Genomic DNA, 13,431 nt, shown 5'->3' with positions numbered 1-13,431 from the left:
TGTATTGTTTTATTCTGAAAACACTAATTCTTTAGGGTCGTAGTTACTTTGAATTTCCATGATTTTTTCCCGATGCCTGACCACCTCGCCGATAACAATTATAGCAGGATTGGCTAACTGCTGCTCCTTTGCCTTGTTCTCAATTGAAGCAACAGTACCAATTCCTATTTTTTCATTTTCTGTAGTCCCATTTTGAATAATGGCCACCGGAACATCCTGTTTATTTTCTTGTCGAAACAACTCCATAATCTCACCTAATTTGGACATCCCCATCAAAATCACAATCGTTGCGCTTGATTTTGCTGCCAAAGCGACATCATTGCTTAGTTTGTGTTCCTTAGTCGTACCTGTAATGACCCAAAAACTCTCCGAGGCACCTCTTTTGGTAACCGGGATATTTTGCATGGCGGGAACCGAAACCGAAGAAGACAAGCCTGGTACCACCGCCACCTCCAAACCAAAAGCAGAGGCATATTCCATTTCTTCAGCACCTCTACCAAAAACAAAAGGATCTCCTCCCTTTAAACGAACCACATCAAGTCCTTGGGAAGCGCTTTGGACAATCAGTTCATTGATTTGTTCTTGCTGATAGCGATAACAGCCTTTTCTCTTCCCTACAAAAATCTTCTCCGCTTTGGGCGCATATTGAAGTAATTCCGTGTCAATCAAAGCATCGTATAAGACGACATCTGCACTTTGGAGCGCTTTGACACCTTTCAACGTTATTAAATCCACATCTCCAGGCCCAGCCCCAACTACTGTAAGTTTACCGGTTTTACCTTTTTCGAAGGCAAATACGTTGTTTAAAGATTCCATATTACGCTTCTTGAAGTTCAAGTTTTCTATAGGCTTCGAATTTTCTTAAAACCTTCTTTGATGCATCCAAATAAGACTTTGCAAAATCTTCGGAAGGAGCTGTCTTGTTCATCTGCAGTACCAAGTCTTCAAAGCTTCCATCAAGGACTACTTTGTTTGTATCTACAAATAGTCTATCAAAATCCCTGATAATACTTGAATGGGTATTGGTCTTGGTTTTTTCTGCAGTAAGCAAAGCTTTAGCCGAATTCACCATGGATTGGTAGGAATAATAGATGCTTGCTGCCCATTTTCCTTGTTGCAAAGCTTCTTCAGCATTGGCAATCTTCTCTTCACTTTCGAAAAATAGAGTTGCTACCAAGTCAACAATTACACCAGCACATTCACCTATTCCAATTTCTTTCTTGTATTTCTCCGCGTTTCCCCAGTCAATGAAATCTTCAGCGGTCAAATTATCCACGCTGGATAGATGTTTCAGAAAATCGTAGAAATAGGTTTCTCCTCTTTCGGCATAGTAATCCGCAAAGGATAGACCATTTCCATTGGCGTTAAAGTCATCCAAAATCAACCGAAGTGCTTGGGGACCTCTTTTGCTTGGAATTTTGACCACTTTATCCGCAAATCTTCCATTTCCATTACCGAAATTTCCCCCTCCCAATAGAACCTGAAGTGCCGGAGCTACCAATTTATCTTTTGTTCGGATTGACATGCCTTGAAAACCAATATTGGCCATATTATGCTGCCCACAAGCATTCATACATCCGCTGATTTTAATTACCACATCTGGGTTATTGATGTATTGCGGATATTCTGCTTTTATAACTCTTTCCAATTCCGCAGCAATACCTGTACTACTGGCAATACCCAAATTACAAGTGTCCGTCCCAGGACAGGCAGTGATGTCCAGAGCTTTATTATATCCCGCTTCGGTGAAGCCCAATTTTTTTAGTTCCTGATAGAAAAAAGAAATAAGTTCTTCTTTTACATACGGGATAAGAATGTTTTGACGTAGGGAGAGTCGAATTTCTCCGGCTGCATAGTCTCTAACCAATTTGGCCAATTCCCTTGCCTTATCCGTATAGAAATCTCCAAGCAACACCTTGATACCGATAGCCACATAACCTTCTTGTTTTTGTGGGATGATATTGGTCGATTTCCAGGATTCAAACTCCTCTCCTTCAATCTTTTCTACAAAGGCAGTTGCATTATCTGCCAATTGGGGTTTTGGATAGTTTTCAAAATCGATGGGATAAGACTGAATAGGAACTGCCAGTCGTTCCTCTTCCAACAGTACTTTAAAGCCTTCTAAACCAATGTCTTTTAGCAAAAACTTCATGCGAGCTTTCGCACGGCTTTTTCGTTCGCCATATCTATCAAAAACTCGGATTACGCCTTCCATCAATGGAACAATCTTGTCTGAAGGAAGAAAATCATACAAAACATCAGCATGACGCGGTTGTGAACCCAGTCCTCCACCAAGCATGACCTTAAAACCCCTTACATTATCTTTTACCTTGGCGATGAAACCTAAATCATGCATATACGAAAGCCCTGTGTCGGCATCAGTAGCGGAAAAGGAAACCTTGAACTTTCGCCCCATTTCCTGACCAATCGGGTTTCTTAGAAAATACTCAAAAACTGTCTGCGCATAGGGGGATACATCAAAAGGTTCATTCACGTCAATACCTGCTGTTTCACTTGCAGTAACATTACGAACCGTATTGCCGCAAGCTTCTCGTAGGGTAACTTTATCTTTTTCCAGTTGGGCCCATAGTTCCGGAGTACGTTCCAAATCCACATAGTGAATCTGAATATCCTGCCTGGTGGTAATGTGCAACCTACCTGTTGAATACTCATCAGCAACATCAGAAATCCTTTCCAATTGGTTGGAAGTGACCTTACCATAAGGCAACTTTATCCGTATCATTTGTACCCCAGGTTGTCTTTGCCCATATACACCACGGGCCAAGCGAAGACTTCTAAACTTCTCTTCGTCTATTCCACCTTCTTTAAACTGACGTATTTTTTTCTCCAACTCAATAATATCCTTTTCAACTATTGGGTTTTCGATTTCTGTTCTGAAGCTTTGCATATTATCCTGTTTTTCCTATCTATTTAATAGGTTTTTAATCTGTCTGTATTCTTTTACAATCATTACAGTCCAAATGGATTTAATTTATAAATCCGACTCCGGCCGTATTGTTTGTTCTGCTATCCAAAATGATAAAGGAACCGTTGGTTCGATGATCCACAAACCGATCATAAAAAATTGGTTTGTTGAGTCTCAACTTTACTTTGGCAATATCGTTCATCTGTAAGGCAGATACGTTTTCTTCAATACCGGAATAATCTGGATGTATCTTATGCTCGATAGCCTCTACTTTGGCCAATACTTTATTGACTCCGTGTTGCACTACGTATTTCCCGCCAGTGAACAGATTATCAGAATCCATCCAAGACACTGTCGCAGTCAATTGTTTGTCAATGGTGGGTAAGTCTCCTGCTTTAACCAACATATCCCCACGGCATACATTAACCTCGTCTTCCAAAGTTATGGTCACCGAAGCACGTCTTGGTGCTGTCTGGTATTCTTTATCGTGGAAATATATCTTCTTGATGCGGCTTTGTGTCAAGGAGGGTAAAACCACTACCTCATCGCCCACGTTCAATTCCCCGCCGTAAACCTTACCTGCGAATCCTCGGAAATCGTGAAACTCCTCAGTTTTTGGGCGAATTACGTATTGCACCGGAAACCTTGGTGTCCCTACATTGGATACCGCAGCCAAATCCAGACCCTCCAAATGTTCCAAAATAGTTTCACCATCGTACCACGACATATTTTGGGATTTGGATACGACGTTATCTCCCTTTAAAGCACTTATCGGGATGAATGTGATTTTTTGCTCTGCATAATCGCGCTTGCTCATCAATTGCTCAAAATCGGCTTTGATAGCGTTGTATTTTTCTTCAGCATAATCCACCAAATCCATCTTATTGATGGCAACAATTACTTCTTTTACACGAAGTAAGTTATTTATGAAAAAGTGCCTATTAGTCTGTTCGATAACCCCTTTTCTGGCATCAATCAAAATGATGGCGGCCTGAGAGGTTGAAGCACCAGTAACCATGTTCCGGGTATACTCTACGTGACCTGGTGTATCGGCAACGATATAGCTCTTGTTAGGTGTAGAAAAATAGATATGGGCAACATCGATAGTGATACCTTGCTCCCTTTCTGCAACCAAACCGTCCGTGGCCAGCGAAAAATCCAGATAATCATATCCTCTTTGTTTACTGGTTTTCTCAATGGCTTCCAATTTATCCTCGGTCAACGACTTTGTGTCATAAAGCAACCTACCTATCAAGGTACTTTTGCCATCATCAACGCTTCCTGCTGTTGCTATTTTTAAAACTTCCATTTTTTCCTTGCTTTAGAAGTACCCTTGTCGTTTTCTTTTTTCCATCGCGGCCTCAGAACGCTTATCATCAATTCGTGCCCCACGTTCCGATATTTTTGAATCCCTGATTTCAGAAACCACCTTTTCAATAGTATCAGCATGTGATTGTACCGCAGCGGTACAGGACATATCTCCCACAGTTCTAAACCGTACCACACGTTCTTCTACTTCTTCATCCTCTGAACGAAAAACAATGTCGTCTTCTGCGGACCAAATCAATCCATCTCGTAAGAAGGTCTTTCGTTTATGTGCAAAATAGATGGATGGGATTTCAATATTTTCTTTTTCGATATAACTCCAGACGTCCAACTCAGTCCAATTGCTGATTGGAAATACACGGACATTCTGACCTATTTCAATCTCACCATTCAACATATCAAATAGTTCCGGGCGCTGATTCTTTTCGTCCCACTGGCCGAAATCGTCGCGTACTGAGAAAATGCGTTCCTTGGCTCGGGCTTTTTCCTCATCCCTTCGTGCTCCCCCGATACAGGCATCAAACTTGAATTCCTCAATGGCATCCAACAAAGTGGTGGTTTGCAACTGATTTCTACTGGCATATTTCCCAGTCTCTTCGATAACCTTTCCTTGATCAATGGAATCCTGAACGTTCCGTACAATCAATTCCACACCCAATTCTTCCACCAACCTGTCCCGAAACTCAATGGTTTCCGGGAAATTGTGCCCCGTATCAATGTGCATAAGCGGAAATGGAATTTTCGCTGGCCAAAATGCTTTTTGAGCTAGACGAACCAAGGTGATGGAGTCTTTCCCTCCAGAAAAAAGTAGTACAGGTCTTTCAAATTGAGCAGCCACTTCCCTAATTATATAGATAGCCTCATGCTCTAACGCATTCGCGTTGGGCCTATTTTCAAGGACAGTGGTTTCCGTGTTTTGTATTTCTTCTAAAAGTGTATTCACTATAAATTGATTTAGGTATGTAATCCACATTCACGGTTTTCCAAAACCTTTGTGGGATCAAAATATTTAAACTCGTTGGGTAATCCTCTCTCGTCCAAGTAGGCATCCAGTTGCGTATCGCTCCAATGATAAAATGGACTTACTTTTAATATGCCATCATTACCAAGACTGAAGATATCCAATGAATCCCTGTGTGCTGTTTGCCCTTTGCGAAGATTGGTAAACCACACATCGGGTTGGTGTTCTTCCATAGCTCTCTTAAAAGGCTCAAGTTTAACTTGCTCCGTAAATACAGCATGTTTGGGGTCTTCAATATCTGGAATCCCCATGGTCGCATCTCGATGGGCCGCACTTTGCTTGGGGACATACAGCTTAATATTCAGTCCCAAACGAGATATCAAATCTTCTGCATGTTTATAGGTGTTAGAAGTATTATACCCGGTATCACACCATATAACTGGAATATCGATGTCCACTTGGGTAACGGCATGCAAAATGGCGACCTCATACGGCCTAAAGTTGGTGGTCAAAACAGGTACCTTAGCGTAGCGTAATGACCATTGTATGATATCCTGAGGTTCAAATTCCTTGAACCTTTTATTCAATTCTGATATTTGCTTTCCTGTTAATGCCATAAAATTTAATTTATCTACCCCAACCAATGCGATTCCAAATTCGTTCATGAAAAAAGTATAGTACCATCTTGGTTACCAACTCTACCATTCCGATAGAAAAGGCCAAAGAAAATGTTCCGGTAATTATCCAAGAAATCAATACGGTATCCAATGTGCCTACAATTCTCCAGCTAATGGATTTGGCAATACTGCGTTTTGGTTTCTCTGAAGTTTTGTCCGTATTGTAAGTAACTTTAGAGTCCTTACTGTTTATTAAAAGTTGGTCTGCAATCATCTTTTTATATTTCCTATAGATTTACTAGGATTATCAAAAATAGAAGTATTAATTAAAGTAAATCGTTAAAACATCGATAAAATTATAATCAACCTATAGTTTTACTAGATTAATAAATAATTCATTCATTGCTTAGTAAATTCTCATTGTATTTTAAGACTAGATGAAAAACTTTTATGAAATTAAGTCCGCTAGGGTATTATTTCGGTAGACATCCAAGGCGCTGTCCCGCACTTGCAGCATAAGTTTGTTTACCGCACATTCATTTTCATCTGGGCAATCGTCACACTTCTCATAAAAATTGAGACTTACACAAGGAACCATGGCAATTGGTCCTTCCAGCACGCGCATCACAGAAGTCATTAGAATGTCTTGGGGGCTTTTGATTAGATAGTATCCCCCACCCTTACCTTTTTTGGAACCAAGAAACCCATTTCTACGAAGGGTAAGAAGTATACTTTCCAAGAATTTTTGTGATATGTTCTCATGTTTGGCGATTTCGGCAATCTGAACAGGCTCATTACTGTCTCTTGAAGCGAGATAGGCCAGGGCCTTAAGACCATATTTTGTCTTCTTGGAGAGCATCCCACGAATATAGGGAAAATAAGCTATTGCCCTATATACCTTGGGTTAGACTATTATCCCAATGCCTGATTTATATCATTAATAATATCATCTATATGCTCCAGCCCCACTGAAATCCGAACCATCCCATCAGAAATGCCTACAGATGCCCTTTCCTCAGTGCTCAATTTGCTATGCGTTGTTGACGCAGGATGGGTTACAATACTCCGAGAATCGCCTAAATTGGCTGACAAGGACAATAATTGAATTTTATCAAAAAACTTCTTTCCTGCTTCAAGTCCACCTTTTACCTCAAAAGCAACCACGCATCCTCCAGCCTTCATCTGTTTCTTCGCCAACTCGTATCGTGGATGTGACTTAAGAAACGGATATTTCACCCAATTTACTTTGGAATGCCCTTCCAAAAAGTTAGCCAACTGGAGTGCGTTCGATGAATGCCTATCGACCCGCAAAGCCAGGGTTTCCAAACTTTTTGACAATACCCAAGCATTGAACGGGGAAAGCGCTGGACCTGTTATTCTAGAAAAACGATAAATCTTATCAACTAGTTCGGAACTACCAACAGTTATTCCCGCCAACACACGTCCTTGTCCATCCATGAGCTTAGTGCCGGAATGGATGACCAAATCCGCTCCAAACTTTATGGGTTGTTGTAGGTAAGGAGAGGCAAAACAATTATCGATAATTAGAATCAAATCATGCTTTTTGGCTATAGTTGCCAGTGCTTCCAAATCCAATATATCCACTCCTGGATTGGTAGGTGATTCTGCGTAAATGACCTTAGTATTGGGTTGAATTAGCTTCTCAATCTCTTCCAAACGGTTTATTTCAAAATAACTCGTTCCTATATTCCATTTGGGAAAAAACTGGTTGAACAGACTATAGGTAGAGCCAAAAATGCTCTTTGCGGAAATAATATGGTCTCCGCTATCCAGAAGGGCCGCAAAGGTTGAGAATACAGCTGCCATACCGGAAGCAAAGGCAAAGCCACTTTCTGCTCCTTCCATTTTGCACACTTTTTCGATAAACTCGGATGAATTTGGGTTGGAATATCTGGAGTAAATATTCCGGTCTTTTTCTTCTGCGAAGGAAGCGCGCATATCCTCAGCATCCTCGAATACAAAACTTGAAGTGAGATACATGGGGACGGAGTGTTCCAAAAATTGGGTACGCTCCAGCTGTGTCCTGACCGCTTCGGTTTCGAATTTCTTCTTGTTCATATCATGCTTTTTCAGCTATTCTTAAAATATCTCCAAAAACTCCTCTTGCTGTTACCGCGGCTCCAGCACCCGCTCCTTGAATGACCAAGGGGTTTTCACCATAGGATTCCGTATAAATCTCTATGATGGAATCCGAACCTTTTACTTGTCCTAAAGCACTTTCCTTGGGAACTGATACCAACTTCGCTTCCAAAATACCTTTTTCTTGCTGTAAATCCCCATGCAAATCACCTACATATCGAAGTACATGACCCGGTTTCTGACTTGCTTTGAGTTGGGCATACTTTTCATCCATTGCGGTAACCTTATCCAAAAACTCTTGCACATTTACCTCTTGTAAATCATCAGGGATTAACGTATCTATCGTGATGTCCTCAAACTCGTTCTGAAGGTCCAATTCCCGTGCCAAAATCAATAGTTTTCTTCCCACATCGTTCCCTGACAAATCCTCTCTTGGGTCGGGTTCGGTATATCCTTTTTCTTTGGCTTCAAGCACCACCTTGGAAAACGGTACCTTGGTTTCAGAAAATGTGTTGAAAATGTAACTCAAGGAACCTGAAAACACTCCCTTAATCCGGGTGATGTTCTCTCCAGAAAGGTGCAATAGTTTAATAGTGTCAATTAATGGCAAACCTGCACCAACATTTGTTTCGTATAAGTACTGCTTTTTATATTCCTCGAGTTGACTACGGATAGACTCATAGAAGTCAAAACCTAAGGTATTCGCTATCTTATTCGAAGAGACCAAGTCAAAACCGTGTTCGATGAGTTTTTCATATTGGGAGACAAAAACTTCACTTGCCGTATTGTCCACTGCAATTAAGTTTTCCAAATGATATTGCTTCGCGAAGTCGATGATATCTTCTACGACATATTCGCCCCTTTGCTCTCTCATTCTATCCTTCCAATTCTTATCCAATCCTTTAGAATGCAATACTACTTTTTTAGAATTGGCCACTGCAAAAACCCTTAGGTCAATTCCTTTTCTGGATTCAATTTTTTCTTGTGAGTTTAATATTTGTTCTATCAATGTACCTCCAACATTTCCATGCCCAAAAATGGCCAAATTGATTCGTTTGGACACCCCGAAAATCTGTCCATGAATTACATTTAATGCCTTATGCAAGTCTGCTTGTTCTACCACGATACTCACATTTCTGCCCGTAACTGTATTGTTGAAAAGCAATGGGGTAATTTGGTTTTTTACCAAGGCATTAAAAGGCTTATGGAAATTTCCTAAATCCATGCCTATTATAGAGATGACCGAAACATCCTTATACACAGAAATCTCACTGACGTCTTGAAAATTATAATCTGTTTCAAACTCTTGGTCTAATACTTTTTTGGCCTTTTGTGCCTTTGAAGCATCCACCACTAGACCGATTCCTCTTTCAGATGAACCTTGGGAAATAATTCCAACATTGATATTATTCTGGCCCAAAGCCCTAAAAATACGAGCATCCACGCCAACCTTGCCCAAAAGTCCCCTACCTTCTAGATATACCAAGGCCATATCTTCTTGTATGGATAGTGATTTGATGCCTTCATCACTGGGGTTGGCTTCAATACGTGTTCCTGGGCTATTCAGGTTAAATGTGTTCCGAATACTCAGCGGAATGTTTTTCTCGATAAGCGGAACAATAGTCTTGGCGTGAAGTATGGTGGCACCAAAATTTGCAAGTTCATTGGCTTCCTCATACGAAATGGAATCGATAAGCTTAGCCTCTGGAACCAAATCTGGATTCGCAGTAAAAATGCCGTCTACATGGGTATAATTCACCAATTCTTGCGCGTCCAAAAAGTTAGCTAACAAAGCCGCTGTATAGTTGGTGCCATTTCGTCCTAAAGTCGTAGTAACACCCTCATGATTAGAAGCTATAAATCCTGTGACGATAGGAAGCACCTCTGGGTTCAAACTTTGAAAAATTCGAATCGTGTTTTCCTTGGATTGTTGCTCATCGACCTTAGCATTGCTGAAAGCATCATCTGTTTTTATGAGTTCCCTGGAATCTAACAGTTGGGCCTTAATTCCAGATGAGTTGAGCAATTCCGTAACCATTTTCCCAGAAATCAGCTCCCCATAGGACAAAAGCTCATCTTTGGTTTTGGCGCTATAGTCGCCAGTTAGGGAAACACCGTTTAAAATTCTTTGCACGACACCCAACTCGTTGGAAATGTCCACTTGCTCAAAATTATCTTTTTGATAGGCTGAAAAATGGGCGAAATCTTTATCAAAGTCTTTACCCTTTGCGGCAATCTTCAGCATTTTCTCCAGCTCATCGGTAGCCTTACCACGTGCCGAAAGCACTACAATAAAATTTTCCTTATCCTTTACCCGGTTTTCGATAATTTCCAGCACATGTCCTAGTCCTTTTCCATTAGCCAAGGACTTACCCCCAAATTTCAAAATCTTGGGGCGTTCGGTTTTTTTCTGCTGTTGAAAAATGGGTTCCAAAAGCTTTTCCAGCTGATGAAACTCCATTAAGAAAGCATCATGTCCGTGCAAGGATTGTACTTCGCCATAGGTGACATTGGTATTCGACAAGGCTAACTTCCTGTACGTTTCTTTGTTCTCTTCAGCTGTAAAAAACAAGTCGGAATTAACTCCGATGATGTGGATTTTGGTATCGCTGTTTTCCAGCTTTTCAAAGGCTTCTTCTCCATTCCTTGTAATATCGATTGTCTTTAGCAACTGATTCATCAGCTTATAGGCCGACAACTGAAATCTTTCCTGCAGTTTCTTGCCATGATGCATCAACCAGCTTTCCACATTAAACACTTGTAGCTCCTCGTTCGTGGTCCTTTTAAAACGCTCCTTGAACGATTCGGGAGTCCGGTAGCACAACATGGCGTGCATACGGGCGTCATGGACCGGTTCTTTGGAATTGACCAAAATCTGCTCTTGAATCTGGCAATTGGCAATCAACCAGTCTGTGGATTTCCAGTCAGCGGCAACCGGTATCAAATGTTCTGTAATACCTGGATTCAAAGTAGCTATTTCCCATGCCAAACCGCCTCCCAAAGAACCTCCTATAATGGCAAAAAGACGATTTACTTTAAGTTGTTCCAACCCTAGAAGAAAGATTCGGGCAATATCCCCTGCAACAAAATCTTTGTAATTTTCAATTACAAAACCGTCATACCCGTTACCAGGAATATTAAAGGCTAGCACCGTATACTTTTGGGTGTCGATGCACTTACCGTCACCAATAATATCGGACCACCAACCCGCTTCCCCAGCAACGCTGGAGTTCCCGGTCAAGGCATGATTTACCAAAACCACTGGAGCTGAATGTAGGGGTTGACCAAAGACTTCGTAGGACAATTTCAAATCCTGCGTAGCACCTACATAAGTAGTAAAATCCTTAATTTCTAAATGATGGAGCATGGATGAAAATCTATACCATTTTCGGCCGGAGAATAAATTGCAACCTACTCTTCAGCCTATTGTTCTAACTCGTTTAAATTTTGGAGAAAGCCTGTTCCAAGTCTGCTTTTAAATCTGAAGTATCTTCCAATCCTACCGAAAGTCGAATCAAATCCGAAGTGACCCCAGCAGATTCTTGCTCTTCTTCGTTTAATTGTTGATGCGTCGTGCTAGCCGGGTGAATAATTAAGGATTTAGTATCTCCAATATTGGCCAGCAATGAGAAAATCTGTGTCTCATCCGCCACCTTCTTGGCCGATTCAAAACCTCCTTTTACCCCGAACGTAACAATGCTACTTTGTCCTTTGGGAAGATAAGTATCTGACAATGCTTTGTATTTACTGGAATCCAATCCAGGATAGTTTACCCAAGTCACTTCTTCCCTATCCTCAAGCCATTTTGCTATTTCCAGTGCATTCTCACTGTGTTTTTGCATACGGACTTCCAAGGTTTCCAATCCTTGGATAATTTGGAAAGCATTGAAAGGACTTAAACAGGCGCCATGGTCTCGTAGCCCCTCTATTCGTACTTTAGCAATATAGGCAGCAGGTCCTAGAGCATCATGATAAACTAGTCCATGATATCCAGGAGAAGGTTCGGTAAATTCGGGGAATTTGCCATTCGCCCAATCAAATGTTCCAGCATCAATAATAGCGCCTCCCAAAGCCGTTCCATTACCATTGATGTATTTGGTCAAAGAGTGAATAACAATATTGGCCCCATGTTCAATCGGATTTAAAAGTGAGGGAGATGCTACGGTATTGTCCACAATAAATGGAACCTGTGCTTTTTTAGCTTCTGCAGAAATAGCTTTCAAATCCAAAACATCTAATTTGGGATTCCCGAGGGATTCCACGAAAAAGGCCCTAGTGTTTTCCTGAACCGCTTTTTCAAAATTCGCTGGGTCAGATGGATCCACAAATGTTGTAGTAATGCCTAGTCTGGGAAGCGTAACACTGAACAGGTTGTAAGTCCCCCCATAAAGGCTGTTCGAAGACACAATATGGTCCCCTGCCTTTAAAAGTACCAAAAGCGCGGTATTAATAGCTCCCGTTCCAGAGGAACATACCACCGAAGCAATACCTCCTTCAAGAGCAGCTAGGCGTTGTTCCAAAATATCATTGGTCGGGTTGTTGATTCTGGTATAAATATTACCGAATTCCTGAAGAGAAAAAAGATTCGCTGCATGATCGGCATTGTTGAACACATAGGCTGTACTTTGATAAATGGGAACAGCCCTTGTACCCCCATTTACAGTTACATCGTGCCCGGCATGAAGGGCATTGGTTGAAAATTTTTGATCGCTCATGACTTTAGTTTTAATTGTTGAAATACAAATTCAGTAAAGTCAAACGCCAACTCTATCGTTGGATGAATCAAAAAGTTATAAGAAAGTGAATCGAGATAATCGATTGATGTTATCTATTCCCAAATAGGGATAGAATTTAGCACCTTCTTGCAAAGAAACAAGGGTTGCTAAGGCTTCATTGGGTCTATTCCCTCCACCTTTCTTGATAACTATTCAATACGTGTTTGAACTTGTTGTACAAAGATTAAGTTAGATTTTTTTAAAATCCTAATAATTTTCAAAATATTACAATTTACCCCAAGTCTATTATTTAATGATAACATAACGTAAAGGGATTCGGGAATCCCTAACTTCAGTTGTTGATCTTTTTAAAACTTCGCTATGAAAAAGATTTTACTACTCGGTTTTGCCGCCTTGGCCTGCTATGGTTGCGACCCTTATTCGACCATGGATGCCGATATTACAAACACAACCTCGCAAAACTTATCCATTCGTTTTGTGTCCTCACAGTTTGTCGAGGATAATAAAACTTTGGAAATAGCTTCAGAAGAAACTGTTTTGTTTCAACAAGCTTCTTCAACTACAGGTAGCTTTCTTGAACCTTCTTTGGTCCAGTTTGATTCCGTCTATATTCAAAATGCATCTGAAGAAATTCTAAAAATATTTAAACCAACCACTCCTGGTAGAAACATCTATGGGGTTGAAGCTTTTTGGAGCGTACGCGAACCTTCCAAAAGACAATATTTCTACGAATATCAGATAACCAATGAAGATATTCAGTAATTC

11 protein-coding genes and 1 riboswitch are annotated in these 13,431 nt (G+C 40.8%); of the genes, 1 reads left to right on the top strand and 10 read right to left on the bottom strand.

What is annotated here, in order from left to right:
- Positions 1-9: 9 nt before the first annotated feature.
- From cobA to ACSLUF_RS03710, 10 genes are all read right to left on the bottom strand, one after another.
- Positions 10-816, bottom strand: coding sequence for a uroporphyrinogen-III C-methyltransferase (cobA, locus tag ACSLUF_RS03755; RefSeq protein ID WP_435624794.1), 807 nt, complete (start codon positions 814-816; stop codon positions 10-12).
- A 1-nt stretch (position 817) separates the two neighbouring features.
- Positions 818-2,908: a HEPN domain-containing protein gene (locus ACSLUF_RS03750; protein ID WP_435624793.1), complete on the bottom strand. Its 2,091-nt coding sequence runs from the start codon at positions 2,906-2,908 to the stop codon at positions 818-820.
- 79 nt (positions 2,909-2,987) lie between these two features.
- Positions 2,988-4,235: a sulfate adenylyltransferase subunit 1 gene (locus ACSLUF_RS03745; protein WP_435624792.1), complete on the bottom strand. Its 1,248-nt coding sequence runs from the start codon at positions 4,233-4,235 to the stop codon at positions 2,988-2,990.
- A 12-nt stretch (positions 4,236-4,247) separates the two neighbouring features.
- Positions 4,248-5,195: a sulfate adenylyltransferase subunit CysD gene (cysD, locus tag ACSLUF_RS03740; protein ID WP_435624791.1), complete on the bottom strand. Its 948-nt coding sequence runs from the start codon at positions 5,193-5,195 to the stop codon at positions 4,248-4,250.
- Positions 5,196-5,206: 11 nt separating this feature from the next.
- The gene (locus ACSLUF_RS03735; RefSeq protein ID WP_435625803.1) at positions 5,207-5,830 is read right to left on the bottom strand and encodes a phosphoadenosine phosphosulfate reductase family protein; all 624 of its coding nucleotides are present in this window, start codon (positions 5,828-5,830) and stop codon (positions 5,207-5,209) included.
- Positions 5,831-5,840: 10 nt separating this feature from the next.
- Positions 5,841-6,104 carry a DUF2061 domain-containing protein gene (locus ACSLUF_RS03730; RefSeq protein ID WP_435624790.1) on the bottom strand — a complete coding sequence of 88 codons (264 nt, stop codon included), beginning with the start codon at positions 6,102-6,104 and terminating at the stop codon, positions 5,841-5,843.
- A 174-nt stretch (positions 6,105-6,278) separates the two neighbouring features.
- Entirely contained in the window at positions 6,279-6,689 is a 411-nt protein-coding gene (locus tag ACSLUF_RS03725; RefSeq protein ID WP_435624789.1) for an RrF2 family transcriptional regulator, read from the bottom strand.
- A 53-nt stretch (positions 6,690-6,742) separates the two neighbouring features.
- The gene (locus tag ACSLUF_RS03720; RefSeq protein WP_435624788.1) at positions 6,743-7,909 is read right to left on the bottom strand and encodes a trans-sulfuration enzyme family protein; all 1,167 of its coding nucleotides are present in this window, start codon (positions 7,907-7,909) and stop codon (positions 6,743-6,745) included.
- A gap of 1 nt (position 7,910) precedes the next feature.
- The gene (gene thrA, locus ACSLUF_RS03715; RefSeq protein WP_435624787.1) at positions 7,911-11,297 is read right to left on the bottom strand and encodes a bifunctional aspartate kinase/homoserine dehydrogenase I; all 3,387 of its coding nucleotides are present in this window, start codon (positions 11,295-11,297) and stop codon (positions 7,911-7,913) included.
- Positions 11,298-11,370: 73 nt separating this feature from the next.
- Complete coding sequence (locus ACSLUF_RS03710) at positions 11,371-12,645, bottom strand: O-acetylhomoserine aminocarboxypropyltransferase/cysteine synthase family protein (RefSeq protein WP_435624786.1); 1,275 nt, start codon at positions 12,643-12,645, stop codon at positions 11,371-11,373.
- A gap of 106 nt (positions 12,646-12,751) precedes the next feature.
- Positions 12,752-12,857: riboswitch (SAM riboswitch) on the bottom strand.
- A gap of 169 nt (positions 12,858-13,026) precedes the next feature.
- On the opposite strand from ACSLUF_RS03710, the gene ACSLUF_RS03705 reads away from it, so the two are divergent.
- Positions 13,027-13,428 carry a hypothetical protein gene (locus ACSLUF_RS03705; protein ID WP_435624785.1) on the top strand — a complete coding sequence of 134 codons (402 nt, stop codon included), beginning with the start codon at positions 13,027-13,029 and terminating at the stop codon, positions 13,426-13,428.
- Positions 13,429-13,431 lie beyond the last annotated feature (3 nt).

It is taken from the genome of Flagellimonas sp., from assembly GCF_965601775.1.
Lineage (GTDB): Bacteria > Bacteroidota > Bacteroidia > Flavobacteriales > Flavobacteriaceae > Flagellimonas.
Note: the sequence above shows the minus strand (reverse complement) of the source record. Positions and strands in the feature narration are given on the sequence as shown.

Bases quoted from the DNA above. Each gene is read 5' to 3' on its own strand.
- cobA (WP_435624794.1), bottom strand. From the start codon at position 816: ATGGAATCTTTAAACAACGTATTTGCCTTCGAAAAAGGTAAAACCGGT.
- ACSLUF_RS03750 (WP_435624793.1), bottom strand. From the start codon at position 2,908: ATGCAAAGCTTCAGAACAGAAATCGAAAACCCAATAGTTGAAAAGGAT.
- ACSLUF_RS03745 (WP_435624792.1), bottom strand. From the start codon at position 4,235: ATGGAAGTTTTAAAAATAGCAACAGCAGGAAGCGTTGATGATGGCAAA.
- ACSLUF_RS03735 (WP_435625803.1), bottom strand. From the start codon at position 5,830: ATGGCATTAACAGGAAAGCAAATATCAGAATTGAATAAAAGGTTCAAG.
- ACSLUF_RS03730 (WP_435624790.1), bottom strand. From the start codon at position 6,104: ATGATTGCAGACCAACTTTTAATAAACAGTAAGGACTCTAAAGTTACT.
- ACSLUF_RS03725 (WP_435624789.1), bottom strand. From the start codon at position 6,689: ATGCTCTCCAAGAAGACAAAATATGGTCTTAAGGCCCTGGCCTATCTC.
- ACSLUF_RS03720 (WP_435624788.1), bottom strand. From the start codon at position 7,909: ATGAACAAGAAGAAATTCGAAACCGAAGCGGTCAGGACACAGCTGGAG.
- thrA (WP_435624787.1), bottom strand. From the start codon at position 11,297: ATGCTCCATCATTTAGAAATTAAGGATTTTACTACTTATGTAGGTGCT.
- ACSLUF_RS03710 (WP_435624786.1), bottom strand. From the start codon at position 12,645: ATGAGCGATCAAAAATTTTCAACCAATGCCCTTCATGCCGGGCACGAT.
- ACSLUF_RS03705 (WP_435624785.1), top strand. From the start codon at position 13,027: ATGAAAAAGATTTTACTACTCGGTTTTGCCGCCTTGGCCTGCTATGGT.